At 73.4% G+C, this 22,129-nt stretch carries 17 protein-coding genes; 13 read left to right on the forward strand and 4 right to left on the reverse strand.

The window, feature by feature from the left end:
* The first annotated feature begins 116 nt into the window (after positions 1–116).
* Positions 117–2,261 (forward strand): primosomal protein N', encoded by a 2,145-nt coding sequence (locus ABZ990_RS29465; RefSeq protein ID WP_361238081.1) that lies wholly within the window; start codon positions 117–119, stop codon positions 2,259–2,261.
* A 269-nt stretch (positions 2,262–2,530) separates the two neighbouring features.
* Here ABZ990_RS29465 and ABZ990_RS29470 read toward each other — a convergent pair whose 3' ends face one another.
* On the reverse strand, positions 2,531–3,055 hold the full coding sequence (locus ABZ990_RS29470; RefSeq protein ID WP_361238084.1) for a hypothetical protein: 525 nt from the start codon (positions 3,053–3,055) through the stop codon (positions 2,531–2,533).
* A gap of 470 nt (positions 3,056–3,525) precedes the next feature.
* Here ABZ990_RS29470 and fmt point away from each other — a divergent pair, with 470 nt between their 5' ends.
* From fmt to ABZ990_RS29525, 11 genes are all read left to right on the forward strand, one after another.
* The gene (gene fmt, locus ABZ990_RS29475; RefSeq protein ID WP_361238086.1) at positions 3,526–4,458 is read left to right on the forward strand and encodes a methionyl-tRNA formyltransferase; all 933 of its coding nucleotides are present in this window, start codon (positions 3,526–3,528) and stop codon (positions 4,456–4,458) included.
* A 422-nt stretch (positions 4,459–4,880) separates the two neighbouring features.
* On the forward strand, positions 4,881–6,236 hold the full coding sequence (locus ABZ990_RS29480; RefSeq protein ID WP_361238123.1) for a transcription antitermination factor NusB: 1,356 nt from the start codon (positions 4,881–4,883) through the stop codon (positions 6,234–6,236).
* Positions 6,237–6,365: 129 nt separating this feature from the next.
* Entirely contained in the window at positions 6,366–7,049 is a 684-nt protein-coding gene (rpe, locus tag ABZ990_RS29485; protein ID WP_361238089.1) for a ribulose-phosphate 3-epimerase, read from the forward strand.
* Positions 7,050–7,353: 304 nt separating this feature from the next.
* Positions 7,354–8,403, forward strand: a complete 1,050-nt coding sequence (locus ABZ990_RS29490; RefSeq protein ID WP_361238092.1) for a sugar-binding domain-containing protein — start codon at positions 7,354–7,356, stop codon at positions 8,401–8,403.
* Positions 8,404–8,519: 116 nt separating this feature from the next.
* Positions 8,520–9,011, forward strand: coding sequence for a ribonuclease domain-containing protein (locus tag ABZ990_RS29495; RefSeq protein ID WP_361238095.1), 492 nt, complete (start codon positions 8,520–8,522; stop codon positions 9,009–9,011).
* A 230-nt stretch (positions 9,012–9,241) separates the two neighbouring features.
* Positions 9,242–9,523: a barstar family protein gene (locus ABZ990_RS29500; protein WP_361238126.1), complete on the forward strand. Its 282-nt coding sequence runs from the start codon at positions 9,242–9,244 to the stop codon at positions 9,521–9,523.
* Positions 9,524–9,625: 102 nt separating this feature from the next.
* Positions 9,626–11,068, forward strand: coding sequence for a GuaB1 family IMP dehydrogenase-related protein (locus ABZ990_RS29505; protein WP_361238097.1), 1,443 nt, complete (start codon positions 9,626–9,628; stop codon positions 11,066–11,068).
* Between the two features lie 432 nt (positions 11,069–11,500).
* Positions 11,501–12,973 carry an amino acid permease gene (locus ABZ990_RS29510; protein ID WP_361238100.1) on the forward strand — a complete coding sequence of 491 codons (1,473 nt, stop codon included), beginning with the start codon at positions 11,501–11,503 and terminating at the stop codon, positions 12,971–12,973.
* Positions 12,974–12,983: 10 nt separating this feature from the next.
* Positions 12,984–13,439 carry an Lrp/AsnC family transcriptional regulator gene (locus ABZ990_RS29515; RefSeq protein ID WP_361238103.1) on the forward strand — a complete coding sequence of 152 codons (456 nt, stop codon included), beginning with the start codon at positions 12,984–12,986 and terminating at the stop codon, positions 13,437–13,439.
* A 624-nt stretch (positions 13,440–14,063) separates the two neighbouring features.
* Positions 14,064–14,876, forward strand: coding sequence for a carbon-nitrogen hydrolase family protein (locus tag ABZ990_RS29520; protein WP_361238105.1), 813 nt, complete (start codon positions 14,064–14,066; stop codon positions 14,874–14,876).
* A gap of 194 nt (positions 14,877–15,070) precedes the next feature.
* Positions 15,071–16,768, forward strand: coding sequence for an NAD(P)/FAD-dependent oxidoreductase (locus ABZ990_RS29525; RefSeq protein WP_361238108.1), 1,698 nt, complete (start codon positions 15,071–15,073; stop codon positions 16,766–16,768).
* Between the two features lie 137 nt (positions 16,769–16,905).
* Here the strand turns inward: ABZ990_RS29525 and ABZ990_RS29530 are convergent, their stop codons facing one another.
* The 3 genes from ABZ990_RS29530 to ABZ990_RS29540 all read right to left on the reverse strand — a co-directional run bounded on the left by ABZ990_RS29530 (position 16,906) and on the right by ABZ990_RS29540 (position 20,532).
* On the reverse strand, positions 16,906–17,718 hold the full coding sequence (locus tag ABZ990_RS29530) for a DUF5995 family protein (protein WP_361238111.1): 813 nt from the start codon (positions 17,716–17,718) through the stop codon (positions 16,906–16,908).
* A gap of 74 nt (positions 17,719–17,792) precedes the next feature.
* Positions 17,793–19,187, reverse strand: coding sequence for a solute carrier family 23 protein (locus tag ABZ990_RS29535; protein ID WP_361238114.1), 1,395 nt, complete (start codon positions 19,185–19,187; stop codon positions 17,793–17,795).
* A 142-nt stretch (positions 19,188–19,329) separates the two neighbouring features.
* On the reverse strand, positions 19,330–20,532 hold the full coding sequence (locus ABZ990_RS29540; protein ID WP_361238117.1) for an MFS transporter: 1,203 nt from the start codon (positions 20,530–20,532) through the stop codon (positions 19,330–19,332).
* Positions 20,533–20,842: 310 nt separating this feature from the next.
* Between ABZ990_RS29540 and ABZ990_RS29545 the strand changes: the two genes are divergently transcribed.
* Positions 20,843–22,030: an ROK family transcriptional regulator gene (locus ABZ990_RS29545; RefSeq protein ID WP_361238120.1), complete on the forward strand. Its 1,188-nt coding sequence runs from the start codon at positions 20,843–20,845 to the stop codon at positions 22,028–22,030.
* The last annotated feature ends 99 nt before the right edge of the window (positions 22,031–22,129 follow it).

Below are 22,129 nucleotides of genomic sequence, written 5' to 3' on the forward strand. Positions count from 1 at the left end.
TGGCCGGACTGCTGCCCGCGGTCCTCCTCACCATGACGGTCGACGCCTCCCTCGGGTACTCCCCGCTGGACACCGGCCCGCGACCGCTGTCGGTGCCGTCTGGTAATACTTCCCGTGTGAGCAGCGAGAACGAGCGAGACCCCGGGGAGCCGTCGGCGGGCCCCGAGCAGCTCGCGCTCATCCGCGAGACCGTCCGCAAGACGAAGCCGCCCCGCGCCAAGCCGCGCACCTGGCGCGATGCCGCGCTCGCGAAGGAACTCCCCGTCGCCCGCGTCGTCGTGAACAAGGGCGTGCTCCACCTCGACCAGTTCTTCGACTACGCCGTGCCCGAGGAACTGGACGAGGCCGCGCAGCCCGGGGTGCGGGTGCGGGTGCGGTTCGGGGCCGGGTCGCGCCAGGTGCGGGGCGGGCGGCGCGAGGGCGGCCGGCTCATCGACGGGTTCCTGATCGAGCGGCGCGCCGAGTCCGACTACTCCGGGCCGCTCGCCGCGCTCGCCGGCGTCGTCTCGCCGGAGCCGGTGCTCGGGCCCGAGCTGCTCGGCCTCGCCCGGGCCGTCGCCGACCGCTACGCGGGCAGCCTCGCCGACGTACTCCAGCTCGCCGTCCCGCCCCGCAACGCGAGCGCCGAGCGCCGGCCCTCGCCCGCGCCGCTGCCGCCGCCCCCCGCGCCCGAGCCGGGCAGCTGGGCGCGGTACGAGCAGGGGCCCGCGTTCCTGGAGTCGCTGGCGCACGGCGGCGCGCCCCGGGCTGTCTGGAACGCGCTGCCCGGACCGTACTGGGCCGAGGAGATCGCCCGCGCCGTCGCCGCCACCCTCGCCTCCGGGCGCGGCGCCCTCGTCGTCGTCCCCGACGGCCGGGCCGCCACCCGCGTCGACGCGGCCCTGACCACGCTGCTCGGCGAGGGCCGGCACGCCCTGCTGACCGCCGAGGCGGGCCCCGAGAAGCGGTACGCGCAGTGGCTCGCCGTGCGCCGGGGCGCCGTCCGGGCCGTCGTCGGCACCCGGGCCGCCATGTTCGCGCCCGTACGGGACCTCGGCCTCGTCGTCGTCTGGGACGACGGCGACTCCAGCCACAGCGAACCGCACGCCCCCCAGCCGCACGCCCGCGAGGTGCTGCTGCTGCGCGCCGCCCACGACCACTGCGCCTTCCTGCTCGGCGCCACCGGCTGCACCGTCGAGGCCGCCCAGCTCGTCGAGTCCGGCTGGGCACGGCCCCTGCTGCCCGGCCGCGACCAGGTCCGCGCCGCCGCGCCCCTCGTCCGTACCGTCGGCGACACCGACCTCGCGCGCGACGAGGCGGCCCGCGCCGCGCGGCTGCCCACCGTGGCCTGGCAGGTGGTCCGGGAGGGACTGAAGACGGGGCCCGTGCTCGTCCAGGTGCCGCGCCGGGGATACGTGCCGAGGCTGGCCTGCGAGCGCTGCCGGACGCCCGCCCGCTGCCGGCACTGCTCCGGTCCGCTGGAGGCGCCGGAGCAGCAGGAGCTGCGCTGCGGGTGGTGCGGCCGGGGCGCCCCGCACTGGCACTGCGAGGCCTGCGGGGCGACCCGGCTGCGCGCCCAGGTGGTGGGCGCCCGGCGGACCGCCGAGGAGCTGGGGCGGGCCTTCCCCGCCGTGCCCGTACGGACCTCCGGCCGCGACCATGTGCTGGACCGGGTGCCGGGCCGTCCCGCGCTGGTGGTGAGCACGCCCGGCGCCGAGCCCGTCGCCGACGGCGGCTACGCGGCGGCCCTGCTCCTCGACGGCTGGGCCATGCTCGGCCGTCCCGACCTGCGGGCCGGCGAGGAGGCGCTGCGCCGCTGGATCGACGCGGCCTCGCTGGTCCGGGGACAGGCGGACGGCGGCACCGTGGTGGTCGTCGCCGAGCCGACGCTGCGGCCCGTCCAGGCGCTGGTCCGCTGGGACCCCGTCGGCCACGCCCAGCGCGAACTCGCCGAACGCGCCGAGCTGGGCTTCCCGCCGGTGTCCCGGATGGCGTCCGTGGCCGGGCCGCCCGAGGCGCTCACGGCCTTCCTCGACGGCGCGGAACTGCCGTCCGACGCCGAGATCCTGGGCCCCGTCCCGCTGCCCGTCACCCGGCCCGGCGGCCCGCGCCGGCCCGGCGACACCCCGCCGGGCGAACAGTGGGACCGCGTGCTCGTCCGCGTCCCGCCGGGCAGCGGCGCCGCGCTGGCCACCGCTCTGAAACGGGCTCAGGCGTCCCGCCTGGCGCGGGGCGGCGGGGAACCGGTACGGGTGCGGGTCGACCCGCCCGACATCGGGTAGCGGGTCGTCCGTCCGGGAGAAGGCGGAGGTGCGGTTCCGTGAGAGGGCGGGGGTGGCGCCCGGCGTGCGCCCCGGCGCTCGCGCGCGATACGCGCAGCGGGCATCCGCCCGCTGCGGTCGGCGTGGTTCGGTACGTGCGGTGTCTGCCGCGCGCCCCCGTCGGCGCTCCCGTCGGCGTCCGCGCGCCGGTTCGCGCCCGGTCGCGCCGTACCCGCGCGCCCCGGGCCGCCCACCCACCCGGGCGGCCTCCGGCGCTTCGTGAAAGAACGTCAGCCGTTGCGCGGGGACGGGAAGGCCGGCGGGCGCTGCTCCTCGCGCAGGAGGTGGCCGCCCGGCGCCGGCTGCGGCGGCATGGGGCGCGCCGACGGCACCACCGGCAGCGGGCGGGCGGGCACCACCCCCGGCTCCGGCGGCCGGGTCTGGTCCAGCGGTGCCCCCGGCTGCGGGGTGCGCCGCGCCCCGTAACGGCGGTGCACCGCCTGCTTGGTGACGCCGAGCGCGGAGCCCACCGCGTCCCACGAGAATCCGAGCGAGCGGTCGAAGTCCACCGCCGCGGTCACCAGGGTCTCGACGCTGTCCCGCAGCTCCTGCGCGAGACGTACGGTCGGGGCGGGCGCGCGCCCGTAGACGACGAAGCCCGTCGACGGGGCGGAGCGGCGAGGGCGGTAGACATTGCCCAACTGGGCCGTGAGCGTGCGCAATGCGTCCACCTGCCGCCGGACGCGCTCGATGTCCCGCACGAGCAGGTGCAGACTTGCCCGGGCCTGGGCGTCATGGGTTGCGTGGTCGGCCATGGATGAGCCTCTCGAACCGGCGTGGAAATGGGGACGGGCCGCTGGAGGAGAGGCGACCCGTTGTGGTCAATCTCTCTTGACCAACGCGCCGCCCGGAGTTGGGTCACGCTGCGGGGGCGTGCAGACACATGCGCGGAGCGCTCGTCTGCGCGTACGCCCCCCGAACGCTCCCGGCCAGGCCACGCGGACCGGAAGGGACCTAGTGCCCCTCCCGGCAAGCTTCGCCCTGTCGCGCCGCCCGGCACGCGCCCTCGCGGCGTTGGCCAAAAGCCCTGGTAGCTCCGCTACAAGGACTTCCGGCCGCCTTGCGATGGCTGCTCGGCATCCGAAGAAGGAATCAAGCGCCGAGACGGAGCGAGCGAAGCGAGTGCAGTGCACCGTACGACGCTCCTTCACGGGCGAACATTGCCGGTCGCGGCACTAGACTGATGCGCTGCCCGTTCACGCCCCAAGATGCGAGGTTTTCCCGCGTGAAGCTCGTCTTCGCCGGCACCCCCGAGGTCGCCGTACCCGCCCTGGACGCCCTGCTCGCCTCCGGGCGGCACGAGGTGGCCGCCGTGATCACCCGCCCCGACGCCCCGGCCGGGCGCGGGCGCCGGCTCGTCGCCAGCCCCGTCGCCGAGCGGGCCGAGGAAGCCGGCATCGAGGTCCTGAAGCCGCACCGGCCGCGCGACGAGGACTTCCTCGCCCGGCTGCGCGAGATCGCGCCGGACTGCTGCCCGGTCGTCGCGTACGGCGCGCTGCTGCCGCGCGTCGCCCTCGACATCCCCACCCACGGCTGGGTCAACCTGCACTTCTCGCTGCTGCCCGCGTGGCGCGGTGCCGCGCCCGTCCAGCACGCGCTGATGGCCGGTGACGAGGTGACCGGCGCCTCCACCTTCCAGATCGAGGAGGGGCTGGACTCCGGCCCGGTGTACGGGGTCGTCACCGAGGACGTCCGCCCCACCGACACCAGCGGCGACCTGCTCACCCGGCTCGCGTTCGCGGGTGCCGGGCTGCTCGCCGCGACCATGGACGGCATCGAGGACGGTTCCCTCAAGGCCGTGCCGCAGCCCGCCGACGGCATCACGCTCGCCCCGAAGATCCAGGTCGAGGACGCGCAGGTGGACTTCGCGGCCCCGGCCCTGCGGGTCGACCGGGTCGTCCGCGGCTGCACCCCCGCGCCGGGTGCGTGGACCGTCTTCCGCGGCGAGCGGCTGAAGCTCGTCCAGGTCGCCCCGGTCGCCGACCGCACCGACCTCGCCCCGGGCGAGCTGGCCGTCGGCAAGAACAACGTGTACGCGGGCACCGGCTCGCACGCCGTCGAGCTGCTGTGGGTCCAGCCGCAGGGCAAGAAGCCGATGAAGGCGGCGGACTGGGCGCGCGGCGTCCGGATCGCGCCGGGCGAGCGGCTGGGGGCCTGACGGCCGAGGGCCTTTCGGCTGGGGCGTGGGCGGTACGGCAGGGGTACGTCCCTCGCTGAGGTACGTCCCGCGCCGAGGCGTGGCGCGGCCCGCACCAACGACACCGGCCCGGCCCCGCTCGGCCCGGCGCCCGACGTCCGACCCACGCCCGATCCACGCCCTGCCTCGCCCCGCCCGCTCCGGCCGGCTGCCGGAGGGACGCCGCAGGGCGGGCGGCCCACCCTGAGCTGCCGGTCCCAGGCGCCGTGGAGCTAGGCTGAGAGGGCCGGGCGTCTCGCGTCCGGCCCTCTCACGAACCTCATTTCTCACGCGGAGCACCTTTGAGCGAGCAGGCACGTCGCGCCACGCCCACGACCTCGTCCCCGAAGAACGGCAAAGGCGGCAAGGCCCCCCGGCCGCACCGCCGGCCCCAGAAGGACCCGGTGCGGATCCTCGCCTTCGAGGCGCTGCGGGCCGTGGACGAGCGCGACGCCTACGCCAACCTCGTCCTGCCGCCCCTGCTGAAGAAGGCCCGGGAGAAGAACGAGGGCTTCGATGGGCGGGACGCCGCGCTCGCGACCGAGCTCGTCTACGGGACGCTGCGCCGCCAGGGGACGTACGACGCGATCATCTCCGCCTGTGTCGACCGCCCGCTGCGCGAGGTCGACCCGCCGGTGCTCGACGTGCTGTCGCTCGGCGCCCACCAGCTCCTCGGGACCCGGATCCCGAGCCACGCCGCCGTCTCCGCGACCGTCGAGCTGGCCCGGGTGGTACTCGGCGACGGACGGGCCAAGTTCGTGAACGCCGTTCTGCGCAAGATCGCCCGGGACGACCTCGACACCTGGGTGGAGCGGGTCGCGCCGCCCTACGAGGACGACGCCGAGGACCACCTCGCGGTCGTCCACTCGCACCCCCGCTGGGTCGTCTCCGCGTTGTGGGACGCGCTCGGCGGCGGCCGCGCCGGCATCGAGGAGCTGCTGGCGGCCGACAACGCGCGGCCCGAGGTCACCCTCGTCGCCCGCCCCGGCCGGGCCACCGTCGCGGAGCTGGCCGAGGCCGTCGAGACCGAGCCGGGCCGCTGGTCGCCGTACGCCGTCCGGCTCGCCGAGGGTGGCGAGCCCGGTGCCGTCGAGGCCGTGCGCGAGGGCCGGGCCGGCGTCCAGGACGAGGGCAGCCAGCTCGTCGCGATCGCGCTGGCCAACGCGCCCCTGGACGGCCCCGACCGCCGCTGGCTCGACGGCTGTGCCGGCCCCGGCGGCAAGGCGGCCCTCCTCGGCGCCCTCGCTGCCGGCCGAGGCGCCGCCCTGCTCGCCTCCGAGAAGCAGCCGCACCGCGCCCGCCTGGTCGAGCGCGCCCTGGCCGGCAACCCCGGCCCGTACCAGGTCATCGCCGCCGACGGCACCCGCCCGCCGTGGGGCGAGGGAGTCTTCGACCGGGTCCTCATGGATGTGCCGTGTTCCGGGCTCGGCGCCCTGCGCCGTCGCCCCGAGGCCCGCTGGCGCCGCCGCCCCTCCGACCTCGACGGCTTCGCCCCGCTCCAGCGTGGGCTGCTCACCGAGGCGCTGCGGGCGGTCCGGGTGGGCGGCGTGGTCGGCTACGCGACCTGCTCGCCGCACCTGGCCGAGACCCGGGTGGTCGTCGACGACGTCCTGAAGAAGGTGGGCGGCGCCGAGCTGATCGACGCCCGCCCGCTGCTGCCCGGCGTCCCGGACCTCGGCGAGGGCCCGGACGTACAGCTGTGGCCGCATCTGCACGGTACGGATGCCATGTACCTGGCACTGATCCGCCGTACCGCCTGACATCCGTCCGGCGGCCGGGCGAAATTTTGGACTGGTCTGTACCAATAAGTCCCCTCTGGGTCCCCTTCTCGCTTGGCCGCACTGGACCGCGCGGCCAAGAAGTCCCCGAGAACATGGCAGGCTTGGCCCATGGCGCAGATCAATCCCAGCATTCTCTCCGCGGACTTCGCCCGGCTCGCCGAAGAGGCGAGGGCGGTCGACGGTGCCGACTGGCTGCACGTCGACGTGATGGACAACCACTTCGTGCCCAACCTCACGCTGGGCGTGCCGGTCGTCGAGTCGCTCAGCCGGGCGACCGACACCCCCCTCGATCTGCACCTCATGATCGAGGACCCGGACCGCTGGGCGCCGCAGTACGTGGAGGCCGGGGCGGGCTCCGTCACCTTCCACGTGGAGGCCGCCGCCGCGCCCGTACGGCTGGCCCGGGAGATCCGTGCCCAGGGCGCCCGCGCGTCCATGGCGCTCAAGCCGGCCACGCCCATCGAGCCGTACGAGGACCTGCTGCCGGAGCTGGACATGCTCCTGATCATGACGGTCGAGCCCGGCTTCGGCGGCCAGGCGTTCCTGGACATCATGCTGCCGAAGATCCGCCGCACCCGTGAGCTGATCTCCAAGCACGGCCTGGAACTCTGGCTCCAGGTCGACGGCGGTGTCTCCGAGTCCACCATCGAGCGCTGCGCCGAGGCGGGCGCGGACGTCTTCGTGGCCGGTTCCGCCGTCTACGGGGCCGCCGACCCGGCCGCCGCGATCCGCTCGCTGCGGGCCAGGGCCGAGGACGCCACCGCCGCTGCGGCCTGGGCGTGTGGCCACTGAGCTCCCCGCACGCCACCGGCACGTGAACGGGGAAGGTCGGACCACCGACACGTCCGTTCCGGGCCTTTGGGATCTGACAGGATGAACACAGGGTCCGCGGTGACCGGTGGTCGGACCGGCCCGGTCGCCACGGGCGCCCCCGTCATCGGGGACGGACGCCGGGCGTCGGACGCCGGCCGGCGGGCCGTACCCGCGGCGGGACCCGGCAGCACCCCGGCGCACGGACAGCACACCAGCACCACAGCAGTAGACACAGACAGCACAGACCAGCACCACAGCAGCAACTGAAGCGCGGCAGCGGTACGTGAACGGCAGTGAGGAGATCGCGGTGGCGGGAATGCCGGCGGGACGGTCAGCCCTGCGGATGGGCCCCGCGGAGCTCGTACAGGCGGCGGCCATGGCCCGCCGCTTCTACCTGGAGGGCAAGTCCAAGATCCAGATTGCCGAGGAGTTCGGCGTGAGCCGCTTCAAGGTGGCCCGGGTCCTGGAGACCGCCCTGGAACGCGACCTCGTACGCATCGAGATCCGGGTGCCGGCCGAGCTGGACGCCGAGCGCTCCGACGCGCTCCGCGCCCGCTACGGACTGCGGCACGCGGTCGTCGTCGAGTCCCCGGCGGAGGGCGAGGACGAGTCGCCCGACCCGGAGAACCTCGGCGAGGTCGCGGCCGACCTGCTCGGCGAGCTGGTCACCGAGGGCGATGTGCTCGGCCTGGCCTGGGGCCGCTCCACCATCCACATGGCCGCCGCCCTGGACCGGCTGCCGCCCTGCACCGTCGTCCAGCTCACCGGCGTGTACGACGCGGGCACGGCCGAGCGCGGCTCGGTCGAGGCGGTACGGCGTGCCGCCCAGGTCTCCGGCGGCGAGGCGCACCCCATCTACGCGCCGATGCTGCTGCCCGACCCGGCGACCGCCGCGGCGCTGCGCAGCCAGACCGGTATCGCACGGGCCTTCGAGTACTTCGACAAGGTGACGGTCGCCTGTGTGTCCATCGGCTCCTGGGAGCCGGGCATCTCCACCGTCCACGACATGCTCTCCGACGCGGAGCGCGCCCACTACGCCTCGCTCGGCGTCGCCGCCGAGATGTCGGCGCACCTCTTCGACACGGAGGGGCGCCGGGTCGGCCGCGACCTGGGGGAGCGGTGCATCACCGTCGAGGCGGACCGGCTCCGCCGGATCCCCGAGGTCGTCGCCATCGCGGGCGGCCAGCGCAAGGCCGCGGCGATCGGCGCGGTGCTCCGCTCCGGCCTGGTCACCAGCCTGGTGACGGACCGCTCGGCCGCCGACTATCTGCTCACCGAGTTCAGCCCGGGCCCGCGCCCGGCGCTCGACCGGGCGGACCCGGACGGCAACTGACACCCGGCGCGCCGGGGACGAAGACCCGGCGCGCCTCAGGGATTTTCGGTCACCGTGCCCCTGCGGGCGCGCGGGACCGGGCGGCGGCCCCGGCCGCGCCATGGCAGCATCAGGGCATGATCATGAGAAACGCACGGCTCGGGCTCGGCCTTCTGGCCGGGCTCGCGCTGTTTCTGACGGGCTGTACCGGTGGTTCCGGCACGATCGACGGCAGCCCCGCCCCCGCCCGTACGACCGCGACCGCCGCCCCGCTCCCGTTCGCGCCGTCCGCCCCGGCCACCGCCGCACCGTCCGCCCGGGCCGCCGCCGCGCCGACGGCCCACTCGGGGCTTCCCACCGTCCGCGAGGCGGACCTGCCGCGCGAGGCGCGCGACACGATGGGGCTCATCCGGGCCGGCGGGCCCTACCCGTACACCAAGGACGGCACCGTCTTCGGGAACTACGAGCGCGTCCTGCCCCAGCACAAGCGCGGCTACTACCACGAGTACACGGTCAAGACCCCCGGCTCGCGCGACCGAGGCGCCCGGCGGATCGTCACCGGCCAGGAACACGAGTTCTTCTACACGGACGACCACTACGCGAGCTTCCGCGAGGTGATCACCGAATGAGCTCCGGCGAGTCCCGTGAGCCGCAGGAGCCGGGCCGGCCCGGTGGACCTCAGGAGCCTTGTGAGCCCCGTGAGGCTCCGGCATCCCACCGGCCCCACGAGCCCGGGGAGCACCATGCCCCGGAGGAGGCGGGCGCCCCGGGGAGCCCCGGCCCAGCGGCGCACGGCCTCGCCGCGCTCGGCCGCCCCGTCGTCCTCGGCCTCCGTGGGGTCGCCGACAAGGCCGCGTTCATGGACCGCTGTGCCGCCGTCCTGGCGCTGCCCTCGTGGTTCGGCCGCAACTGGGACGCCCTCGCCGACAGCCTGACCGACCTGCCCGGCCGTACCGTCCTCGTCGTCACCGGCTGGCAGGAGTACGCCGAGGCGCGGCCGGCCGAGTGGCGGACCGCCCAGGAGGTCTTCGCCGCCTCCGTCGACGAGCGCCCCAGCCGGCTCTTCGTGCTTCTCTCCCTCGGAGATGTCCCGGTCCTTCTCGGAGGATCCGACGAAGAGAACCCCTCCGACCTCGGATGATTCGTCCCGGGCTGACACCCGTCGGGTCGTGTGACAATGAATTACGTGCTTTTTCCCCTGGCTGAAATGCCTAGGGGCCGATCCGAACGACTGGGACAGCACGTGCGTTTTCTCAACGACCTCAAGCCGCCGTACGACCTCACGTACGACGATGTGTTCATGGTGCCGAGCCGCTCGGCCGTAGGGTCCCGCCAGGCCGTGGACCTCTCCTCGCCGGACGGCACCGGAACGACGATCCCGCTGGTCGTGGCCAACATGACCGCCATCGCCGGCCGCCGGATGGCCGAGACCGTCGCCCGCCGCGGCGGCATGGTCGTCATCCCGCAGGACATCCCGATCGAGGTCGTCACCGAGGTGGTCTCCTGGGTCAAGGCCCGGCACCTGGTCCTCGACACCCCGATCGTCCTGGAGCCGCACCAGACCGTCGCGGACGCGCTCTCCCTGCTGCCCAAGCGGGCGCACGACGCCGGTGTCGTCGTCGACGGGGACCGCCGTCCGATCGGTGTCGTCACCGACGCCGACCTCACCGGGGTGGACCGCTTCACCCAGCTCGGCGAGGTCATGTCCCGGGACCTGCTCCTGCTGGACGCCGACATCGAGCCGCGCGCCGCGTTCCACACCCTCGACGCCGCCAACCGCCGCTACGTCCCGGCCGTCGACCAGGACGGCCGCCTGGCCGGCATCCTGACCCGCAAGGGCGCCCTGCGCGCGACCCTCTACACGCCGGCCGTCGACAAGAACGGCAAGCTGCGCATCGCCGCCGCCGTCGGCATCAACGGCGACGTGGCGGGCAAGGCCAAGCAGCTGCTCGACGCGGGCGTGGACACCCTCGTCGTCGACACCGCGCACGGCCACCAGGAATCGATGATCAACGCGATCCGGATCGTCCGTGGGCTCGACCCGCACGTCCCGATCGTGGCCGGCAACATCGTCGCCGCCGAGGGCGTCAAGGACCTCATCGAGGCGGGCGCCGACATCATCAAGGTCGGTGTGGGCCCCGGCGCCATGTGCACCACCCGCATGATGACCGGCGTGGGCCGGCCGCAGTTCTCCGCCGTCCTGGAGTGCGCCGCCGAGGCGCGCAAGTACGGCAAGCACGTGTGGGCCGACGGCGGCGTCCGGCACCCGCGCGATGTCGCCATGGCGCTGGCCGCCGGCGCGTCCAACGTCATGGTCGGCTCCTGGTTCGCCGGTACGTACGAGTCGCCGGGCGACCTCCAGCAGGACGCCGACGGCCGGGCCTACAAGGAGTCCTTCGGCATGGCCTCCGCCCGCGCGGTCAAGAACCGCACGAGCGAGGAGTCGGCCTACGACCGGGCCCGCAAGGCGCTGTTCGAGGAGGGCATCTCCACCTCGCGGATGTACCTCGACCCGCAGCGTCCGGGTGTCGAGGACCTGATCGACTCGATCATCGCCGGTGTCCGTTCGTCCTGCACCTACGCCGGCGCGAACAACCTGGCGGAGTTCGCCGAGCGGGCCGTCGTCGGCGTCCAGTCGGCCGCCGGATACGCGGAGGGCAAGCCGCTGCACGCCAGCTGGAGCTGACCGCGCCGGCGCCGGCACCGTAGCCGGCACAGGCGAAACGTATCGGCAGTCGCACGCCTCGAACCGTGGGCCCCGGGAGCACGTCTCCCGGGGCCCACGGCCGTATCCGGGCGCGGTTCGGGCCCGGTTTGGACCCGGTTCGGGCCGGGGTGCGGGCCCTTGGCCGCCGAGCCCCCCGACGCACTGATTCATGCAAAGCCGCGCAATGTTTCGCCGCCTGAGTGGTGCGCGCGCAATGATCGACCGGCCCGTTGCAAGAACCCTGCGTTACACCCGCGAAGTGCGAGGGCTTAGGCTCATCCCTCGTACCAAGAGTGACGAAAGACCGTCTGCTCGGCGGTCCCCCATGTCCTCATGGGCTTCTCCGGCATGCCCGGACACCGCCGCGGGTCTTCCGCCTCGTCGACAGGCAGTGAAGAAGGAGCCCTCGCAGTGCTCGACCCCGGCGCGGTCCCATCGGCCGCGGACACCGAAGCCCCGCCCGCCCGCATCCCCTCGTGGCTGGCCGTTCTCATCCGGCGCAAGCCGGTGGAACGCCTGGTCATGGAGGGTGGCCAGGGTGAGGGCGGCACACTGCGCCGCTCGCTCTCGATGTGGCAGCTGACCATGATCAGCATCGGTGCCACGCTCGGCACCGGCATCTTCGTCGTGCTCGGCGAGGCCGTCCCGAAGGCCGGTCCCGCGGTCACCCTCGCCTTCGTCCTCGCCGGACTCACCGCGCTCTTCTCGGCCCTGTCGTACGCCGAACTCGCCGGTACGATCCCCGTCGCCGGCTCCTCCTACTCGTACGCGTACGCAACGCTGGGCGAATTCATCGCCTGGATCTGCGGCTGGTGCCTGCTCCTGGAGTACGGCGTGTCCGTCGCCGCCGTGGCCGTCGGCTGGGGCGACTACCTGAACGAACTGCTCGACGGCACCCTTGGCGTCACCCTCCCGGCCGCGCTCTCCGCGCCGCCCGGCGAAGGCGGCGTGTTCAACCTGCCCGCCCTGATCGTCGTCGTCCTCGCCATGCTCTTCCTGCTCGGCGGCGCCCGGGAGTCCGCCCGGGCCAACACGATCATGGTCTTCGTGAAGTTCGCCTCCCTGGCGCTCTTCTGCACGGTCGGCTTCCTCGGCTTCAAGTCCGGCAACTTCTCCGACTTCATGCCGCTCGGCCGGGAGAGCGTCGGCATCGCCGGTGCCGTCCTGTTCTTCTCGTACATCGGCTTCGACGCCGCCTCCACGGCGGGCGAGGAGGCCAGGAACCCTCAGCGCGACCTGCCCCGGGCGATCATGCTGTCGCTGGTGATCGTCACCACGCTGTACGTGCTGGTGTCGGTCGTCGCCATCGGCGCCTGGGACTGGCGGAAGTTCGAGGGCTCGGAGGCGTCCCTCGCCGCGATCATGCACGACGTGACCGGTACGAGCGTCTGGGGCACCGTGCTCGCCGCGGGCGCGGTCGTCTCCATCGCCAGCGTCGTCCTCACCGTGCTCTACGGCCAGACCCGCATCCTCTTCGCGATGTCCCGCGACGGCCTCATGCCGAAGGTCTTCGCCCGGGTCCACCCGAAGACCAAGACCCCGCGGGTCAACACCCTGATCGTCTCGCTCGTCTGCGGCGCCCTCGCCGCCGCCGTCCCGCTCGGCGAACTGGTCAACGCCACCAGCATCGGCACGCTCTTCGCGTTCTGCCTGGTCAACATCGCCGTCGTGGTGCTCCGCTACACCCGCAAGGACATGCCCCGCACGTTCAAGGTCCCGCTCGGACCGGTCTTCCCGGTCCTCGGCTTCATCGCCTGCGCGTACAGCATGTGGAATCTCGACCTGGTCACCTGGAAGTGGTTCGGCGGCTGGATGGCCTTCGGTCTCGTGGTCTACTTCCTGTACGGCATCCGCCGCTCGAAACTGGCCACGGCAGAGAAATGATCCACCCGTAGTGCGACTCAACGACCTCGACGAACGCATCGTCCACGCCCTCGCGGAAGACGCCCGCCGCAGCTACGCCGACATCGGCTCGCTCGTCGGACTGTCGGCGCCCGCCGTCAAACGGCGGGTGGACCGGCTCCGGGCCGAGGGTGCCATCACCGGCTTCACCGTACGGGTGGACCCGGCGGCGCTCGGCTGGGAGACCGAGGGGTACGTCGAGATCTTCTGTCGTCACAACACCTCGCCGGAGGACATCCGGCGAGGTCTGGAGCGTTACCCCGAGGTGGCCTCGGCGTCGACGGTCACCGGTGACGCCGACGCGCTCGTCCAGGTCTTCGCCTCCGACATGCGCCACTTCGAGCGGGTCCTGGAGCGCATCGCGGGCGAGCCCTTCGTGGAGCGCACCAAGTCCGTCCTGGTCCTGTCGCCGCTGCTGCGGCGCTTCTCCTCGGGCTCGCCCTCGTAATCCTCTGGTGCGGTCATGCGGCCCCCACCGGGGTTTTCGGCGAGCCGAGGCGAGAGTGAGGCGGTGCGGGCCGTGGTTCCCGCACCGCCGTCCTCGCCCGCCCACCCCCGTGGGGCGGTCTGAAGGGCCTGTCCGGCGGATCCGGGCCGGGGCCGGGGGGCGGTGATCCGGCCACTGGATCCGCTGGACAGAGCTACGTACCCGGGTGCTCCGGTATCCGGAAGAGCGCCCGGAAGCCACCGGTGCCGCCGGTGGCGGCGGCTGTCCTTGTACGGCAGTTCGAAGACACAGTCTCGCGGTCCTTTCGAGGAGACCGTCCGACCTCTCGCCCGGACATCCCCTACTCTTCCGCGCCGCGCCCTGTCCGGGCATCGCGCCACGGGACGGTTCCGTCTCCCCCGTACGGCGGGGGAGAGGCTCCTGCCAGGGATGGAGCAGGCCGGTCCGGGTGCGCGCAACGAATCACCGGTACGGCTGAAGATCACGCAACGGTTCGACGGTCGGTCCGCAACAGTCGTGCCTTGTCGGGGTCGGAGGCGGAAACGTACCGTTCTAGCCAACCTCCCCGTGACCTCGCGTTTCCGCGAGCGAGCGGCCCTGTCCACGACCCTGCGAGGACCGCCCATGCCCGCGCTGCGCACGGCCCTGCTCCAGAGTTCCGGCGAGCCCGGCGACGTGGCCGCCAACCTGGAGATCCTCGACGAGGCCGCGGCCCGCGCGGCGCGGGCCGGCGCCGGGCTGCTGCTCGCCCCCGAGCTCTTCCTCACCGGCTACGCGATCGGTGACGCCGTCACCCGGCTGGCGGAAACCGCCGACGGCCCGTCCGCCCGCGCGGCCGCCGCGATCGCCGCCCGCCACGGTCTGGCCGTCGGCTACGGCTACCCCGAGCGCGACCCCGAGCGGCCCGGCGTCCTCTACAACGCCGCGTGGCTCTTCGGCCCCGACGGGGCCCCGCTCGCCCACTATCGCAAGACCCATCTCTTCGGCGACGGCGAGCGGGAGTGGTTCACCCCGGGCGACGCGAGCGTCGTCCAGGCCCGGCTCGACGGCCTGACGATCGGTCTGATGATCTGCTACGACGTGGAGTTCCCGGAGAACGTCCGGGCGCACGCGCTGGCCGGCACCGACCTCCTGCTGGTGCCGACCGCCCTCATGCACCCGGCCGAGATCGTGCCGGAATCGGTCGTCCCCGTGCGGGCCTTCGAGAACCAGCTCTACCTGGCGTACGCCAACCGCACCGGCCCCGAGGGCGACTTCGAGTTCGTCGGCCTGTCCACGCTCGCCGGGCCGGACGGCACGGCCCGGGCGCGCGCCGGACGGGGCGAGGACCTGGTGTTCGGCGACGTCGACCCGGAGTTCCTGGCGGTCTCCCGCGCGGAGAACCCCTACCTGCGCGACCGCCGCCCCGGCCTGTACGGCGCCCTCGCCGAAGACTGAGCCGGGGGCCCGCTCCTCGTCCCCGGCCGCGCCTGCCCCGGCCATCGGTCGTCCCGCCCCGGCCATCGGCCCGGTCCCGGGCCTCCCGGTCCCGCTCCTCGTCCGCACGCCTCCGGTCCGCGCCGGGCCGCGCGCCGCTTCCCCGTACCCGCTCCACCTGCCTCACCCGTATCCGTGCAAGGAGTCCGTACCCCATGACGTCCACGGTGCCCACCGCCGTCCAGCACACCGACGGCCAGCCGCCGATCACCATGTTCGGTCCGGACTTCCCGTACGCCTACGACGACTTCCTGGCCCATCCGGCCGGTCTGGGGCAGATCCCGGCGACCGAGTTCGGCGCCGAGGTGGCCGTGATCGGCGGCGGGCTGTCCGGGATCATCGCCGCCTACGAGCTGATGAAGATGGGTCTGAAGCCCGTCGTGTACGAGGCCGACCGGATCGGCGGCCGGCTGCGCACCGTCGGCTTCGAGGGCCCGGAGACCGAGGGCCTGACCGCCGAGATGGGCGCGATGCGCTTCCCGCCCTCCTCCACCGCGCTCCAGCACTACATCGACCTGGCCGGCCTCGCGACCAGGCCCTTCCCGAACCCGCTGGCCGAGTCCACCCCGTCGACCGTCGTCGACCTCAAGGGCGAGTCGCACTACGCCGAGACCATCGACGACCTGCCGCAGGTCTACCGGGACGTCGCCCGGGCCTGGAGCGACTGCCTGGAGGAGGGCGCCGACTTCTCCGACATGAACCGCGCCCTGCGGACGCGCGACGTGCCGCGCATCCGCGAGATCTGGTCCCGGCTCGTCGAGAAGCTCGACAACCAGACGTTCTACGGCTTCCTCTGCGAGTCCGAGGCGTTCAAGTCCTTCCGGCACCGTGAGATCTTCGGCCAGGTCGGCTTCGGCACCGGCGGCTGGGACACCGACTTCCCCAACTCCATCCTGGAGATCCTGCGGGTCGTCTACACCGAGGCGGACGACCACCACCGCGGCATCGTCGGCGGCTCGCAGCAGCTGCCGCTGCGGCTGTGGGAGCGCGAGCCGGCGAAGATCGTCCACTGGGCGCCGGGCACCTCGCTGCGGTCGCTGCACGAGGACGGCGAGCCGCGGCCGGCCGTCACCCGGCTGACCCGCGCCGCCGGAAACCGGATCACCGTCACCGACACGTCCGGCGACATCCGTACGTACCGGGCGGCCGTCTTCACCGCCCAGTCCTGGATGCTGTTGTCCAAGATCGCCTGTGACGACTCGCTCTTCCCGATCGACCACTGGACGGCGATCGAGCGCACCCACTACATGGAGAGCTCCAAGCTCTTCGTCCCCGTCGACCGGCCGTTCTGGCTGGACAAGGACGCGAAGACCGGGCGGGACGTCATGTCGATGACCCTCACCGACCGGATGACCCGGGGGACGTATCTGCTGGACGACGGACCGGACAAGCCGGCCGTCATCTGCCTGTCGTACACCTGGTGCGACGACAGCCTCAAGTGGCTTCCGCTGTCCGCCGCCGAGCGGATGGAGGTCATGCTGAAGTCGCTCGGCGAGATCTACCCCGACGTCGACATCCGGTCGCACGTCATCGGCAACCCGGTCACGGTCTCCTGGGAGAACGAGCCCTACTTCATGGGCGCCTTCAAGGCCAACCTGCCGGGGCACTACCGCTACCAGCGGCGGCTGTTCACGCACTTCATGCAGGACCGGCTGCCCGAGGACAAGCGGGGCATCTTCCTGGCAGGCGACGACATCTCGTGGACGGCCGGCTGGGCCGAGGGCGCGGTGCAGACGGCGCTCAACGCGGTGTGGGGCGTGATGCGTCACTTCGGCGGGGCGACCGATCCGTCCAACCCGGGACCGGGCGACGTCTACGACGAGATCGCCCCGGTCGAGCTGCCGGAGGACTGAGCCCGCGGCCCCCCGGCCCCCTGCCGCACGGCTTCCGGCCGCACGGTGTCCGGTCCCCGGGCCCGGGATCCGGAAACCGTGCGGCCGAGGGCTCCCGGAAGCCGGAAGCCGGAAGCCGGAAGTCGAAAGCCGCGGGCTCAGGGCCGCCGGGCGAGGGGCGTGAGCATCATCCGCCCCACCAGGCCCACCGAGCGGTCGAGGCGCTCGGCGAACTCCTCGGCCAGCGCGGGCAGCCGCCGCAGCTGCCACAGCGTGCGCGCGGCGATCCAGGCCCCTTCGCGGGCCCGCTCCAGACTCCAGCAGCCCAGCAGATGGGTGAGCGGGTCGGCGACCTCCAGCAGGTCCGGGCCCGGCATCAGTTCCTCCCGGACGCGTTCCTCCATGAGGACGAGGACGTCGCCGACCCGGTCGAACTCGTCCTCCAGGTCCGCGGGCGTGCAGTCCAGGGCCCGGCTGGTGTCGACCACGGCGAGCGCCAGATCGTGTCCGATGTGCGCGTTGATCCCGGCCAGTGCGAACTGGAGCGGCAGCACCCCGGGATGGCGCCGCTGGTCGAACAGCGGCCGCCAGCAGGCGGGCGGCGCGCCGCCCGCCTGGACGGCGTCGACGGCCGCGAGATAGCGCTCGGCGAACCGTACGTCGAGCGTGGCGGCGGCCTCCGGGTCCGCGAAGGTACCGGCCTCGATGGCCCGGCCGATCTCCTCGGTGACGGTCAGATAGACCCGGTTGAACACGGCGACCCCGTCGGCCGGGTTCCAGGTGCCGCGCAGCGCCCGCATCCGCTCCACCACGGGGTCGACCGACCGGAACGGCCCGATCGGCCCGCTGCTCCACTCCTCGGGCGGCTCGTCCGGCACTCCCTCCGCCCGTTCCGCTCGTTCCGCCCGTTCGCCGGGCCGCCGGGTGAGCCGTTCGGTGGATTGCGCCGCGGTCCGCTGGGTCTGTGCCATGGGGGCAGATAAACAGCAGCCGGGCCCGGGAGGGAACTCCACAGGCCCGGCTTCGCCGGATCGGACGAAAATCGTCAGCTCTTCGAGGTGTCCTCGGAACCGCTCTCGTACGAGCTGGTACCGGAGTCGAGCAGCGGCTCCTGCTGCTTCATGTGGGCCGGGGCGAAGGCGCGCAGCACGTGGTAGCCGGTGATGACGACCAGGGTGCCGAGCGCGATGCCGCCCAGTTCGAAGGTGTCGGTGAAGGTCAGCTTCACGCCGCCGACGCCGATGATGATGCCGGCCGCGGTGGGCACCAGGTTGAGCGGGTTGCGCAGGTCGACCTTGGCGTTGATCCAGATCTGGGCGCCGAGCAGGCCGATCATGCCGTACAGGATCACGGTGATGCCGCCGAGCACACCCCCGGGGATGGCGGCGACGACCGCGCCGAACTTCGGGCACAGACCGAACAGCAGCGCGAAGCCGGCGGCGGCCCAGTAGGCGGCGGTGGAGTAGACCCGGGTGGCGGCCATGACGCCGATGTTCTCGGAGTACGTGGTGTTCGGCGGGCCGCCCACGGCGGTGGACAGCATGGAGCCGACGCCGTCGGCGGCGATCGCGGTGCCGAGCTTGTCGTCCAGCGGGTTGCCGGTCATCTCGCCGACGGCCTTGACGTGTCCGGCGTTCTCCGCGATGAGCGCGATGACGACGGGCAGCGCGACCAGGATCGCGGACCACTCGAAGCTGGGGCCGTGCAGGGAGGGCAGACCGAACCAGTCGGCCTTGGAGACAGCGGACAGGTCGAGGCGCCAGTGGTCGGCGACCTCACCGCCCCCGGTCGCCGAGTGGATCTGGCCGAAGACCAGGTCGGAGATCCAGGAGAGGCCGTAGCCGAAGACCAGGCCGAGGAAGATCGCGATACGCGACCAGAAACCGCGCAGACAGACCACCGCGAGGCCGGTGAACAGCATGGTGAACAGGGCCGTCCACTGGTCCTGCGGCCAGTAGACGGACGCGGTGACCGGCGCCAGGTTGAAGCCGATCAGCATGACGACGGCGCCGGTGACGACCGGCGGCATGGCCGCGTGGATGATCCGCGCGCCGAACTTCTTCACCGCGAGACCCGCGAGGAACAGCGCCGCGCCGACCACGAACACCGCGCCGGTCACGGTGGCGCTGCTGCCGCCGGAGGCCCGGATCGCCGCGGCGACACCCACGAAGGAGAGCGAGCAGCCCAGGTAGGAGGGGACGGTGCCGCGGGTCGCGAGCAGGAAGATCACGGTGGAGACACCGGACATCATGATCGCGAGGTTCGGGTCCAGACCCATGAGGACCGGGGCGACGAACGACGCGCCGAACATCGCGACCACGTGCTGGGCGCCGAGTCCGATCGTCCGCGGCCAGGTCAGCCGTTCGTCCGGCCGGACGACGGCCCCGGGAGCCGGCGTCCTCCCGTCGCCGTGCAGGGTCCAGCGCACGCCGAGCCTCATGTGGTCGCTCCAGTTCTCAGGGTCCGGTGACTCCCGGCCCCGTCGTGTCGGGACCGAAAAAGATCAGCCATATGGTAATGCCGCGCGAGACGACCGACCGACCGGTGCGTACGGTGGTCGGCCGCCTTGTGCCCGGAGCCTGTCAGCCAACCTCCTCTGATGCCCGTGACCGCGCCGCGCCGACCGCCTCGCGGGTGCGCGTCCGGAGCACCCCGGCAGCTGGTACCAGACCGAACGCGAGCAGCGTGACCAGCGAGAACGAGACGACGAGGCTGGTCGCGTCGGCGATCTGGCCGATCGCGGAGGGGGCGAGGAGACCCGAGGCGTATGTGAGGGTGGCGACACCCGCGATGGCCTGGCTGGGATTCGGCCCGCTGCGTCCGGCGGCGGCGAAGGCGAGCGGGACCACCACCGCGACACCGAGCCCGACCAGTCCGAATCCGGCCATCGCGAGGACGGCGTGCGGGGCGGTCACCACGAGCACCCCGCCGAGGCCCGCGACGAGGCCCCCGGCCCGTACGGTGCGCACCGCGCCGAACCGGTCCACCACCCGGTCGCCGGCGAACCGCGCGACGGCCATGGTGAGGGCGAAGGCGGTGGTGGACGCGGCGGCCAGGCCGGCCGAGGTACCCAGCTCGCCCTTCAGATAGACCGCCGACCAGTCCATGCTCGCCCCCTCCGCGAACACCGCGCAGAACCCGACGGCGCCGATGATCAGGGCGGACTTCGGCGGCAGCGCGAAGCGCGGCGGGGCCTCCTCGTCGGTGCCGCCGTGCGGGTCGAGCACCCCCTGGCAGCAGACCAGGCCGAGCGCGGTGAGGATCAGGGCGGCCATCAGATGGTGCAGCCGGGCGTCCGTGCCGAGGTGGGCGGCGACGGTGCCGGCGGCCGAGCCGATCAGCGCGCCCGCGCTCCACATGCCGTGCAGACCGGACATGATCGAGCGGCCGAGCCGGGTCTCGGTCTCCACGCCGAGCGCGTTCATGCTGACGTCGGACATGCCGGCGGTGGCACCGAAGACGAGGAGCGCGGCGCCCAGGGTGTAGACGTTCGGCGCGAGCGAGGGCAGTGCCAGGGCGAGGGTCCACAGGGCGAGGAGCCCGCGCAGGGCCGTCCTGGCGCCGATCCGGTGATTGATCGCGCCCGCGAGCGGCATCGCGAGCGAGGCGCCGATCGCCGGGAAGGCCAGCGCGAGCCCGAGCTGTCCGGCGCTGACGCCCGCGTGTTCCTGGATCCACGGGATCCGGGTCGCGAAGCTTCCGGTGACCGCGCCGTGGACGCAGAAGACGGCGGCGATGGCGTACCTCGCCCGCCGCAGCCCTGGTGTGGTGCCGGTCCTGTCCATCGTTCCCTCCCTGGATACCCCTGGACGCGCGGGTGCGCAGTGCGGGGCGCGGCTGCGCGCCCGGCTCGTGCCGCGGTCGCGGTCGCGGTAGCGATGGCGGTGGCGGTCGAGCCGTGCTGTGTCGTGGTGTGCGGAAGTGGTGCCGTGCGGGGAGCCGTGCCGAGCCGTGTCGTGTCGAGCCGGGTCGAGCGGAGCCGGGTCCGCGCCGCGTCCGCGTCGACGCTGCGCCGCGTAAACTATCAGGAACCCTGCCTGATAAATAGAAGCGCGGGAGCGCCGATGGGGTACGGGCATCTGAGAGGATCACCGCATGGCCGCATCCCCGAGCACCGCCCGGGCCCTCAACGACCGGCTCGCCCTGCGTCTGCTCCAGGACGCCGGCCCGTTGACGGCGACCCAGCTGAAGACGCTCACCGGGCTCTCCCGCCCCACCGTCGCCGACCTCGTGGACCGGCTCCAGACCGGCGGTCTCGTGCATGTCGTCGGCGAGGCCGGGGTCCGGCGGCGCGGCCCCAACGCCCGGCTGTACGGGATCGTGGCCGACCGCGCGCATCTCGCCGCGCTGGACGTGCGCACCCGTTCCGTCTCCGTCGTCGTCGCCGACCTCCTGGGCACCACCCTGGCCGAGGCCACCCTGCTCATCGACGGCGACGCCCCCGGACCCGCCGCCGAGCGGGCCGTGGAGCTCCTCGAACGCACCGCCCGCGCGGCCGGTGCCGCCCGGCTGCACAGCGTCGCCGTCGGCGCGCCCGGTCTGATCGACCCGGCCACCCGCCAGCTGCGGGACACCGCGAAACTCCCCGAGTGGCACCGGCTCCTGGTCGCCGCGCTCCAGCAGCGCCTGCCCGCCACCGTTGTCGTGGAGAACGAGGTCAACCTGGCCGCCGTCGCCGAACTCCGCGAAGGCGCCGCCCGCGACGGCGACGACAGCGGCGATGACAGGGGGGCGGGCGGCGCCCGGGGCGGGCGATACGAGGGCCCGGGCCGCGACACCTTCGTCCTGCTCTGGCTCGGTCAGGGCATCGGCGCCGCCGTCGTCCTCGACGGACGGCTGCGCCGCGGGGCCTCCGGCGGCGCGGGCGAGATCGGCTTCCTGCCCGTGCCGGGCACCTCCGGGCTGCCCTCGGCACACGGCTGCGACGGCGGCTTCGACGAGCTGGCCTGCGCCGCCTCCATCGACGCCCTGGCCCGTACCCACGGCCTCGACCCCGCCACGGCCCTGGAGTCCGGCCACCCGGCCTTCCTCGACGAGCTCGCCGGCCGGCTCGCCCTCGGCGTGGCCTCGGTCGCCGCCGTCCTCGACCCCGGCCGCGTGATCCTCGCCGGGGAGACCGGCCACCGCGGCGGCCCGGACCTCGCCGCCCGCGTCGAGGCCCGCCTCGCCACGCTTTCCCCGATGCGCACCGAGGTCCGCGCCACCACCCTCGGCGACACCGCGATCCTGCGCGGCGCCCTGCTCACCGCGCGCGACGCGGCCCAGGAAGCGCTCTTCCCGTAGGACCGAAGGGCCGTATGTCCGTAGGCTTCCAGTCCTCGATGTTCCACCAGGGGCCGGAGCCGAGGCCGTGGTCGTGCGGCTCGATCTGGGTGGTCAGAC

This window comes from Streptomyces sp. NPDC046203 (assembly GCF_040646255.1).
Taxonomy (GTDB): Bacteria; Actinomycetota; Actinomycetes; order Streptomycetales; family Streptomycetaceae; genus Streptomyces.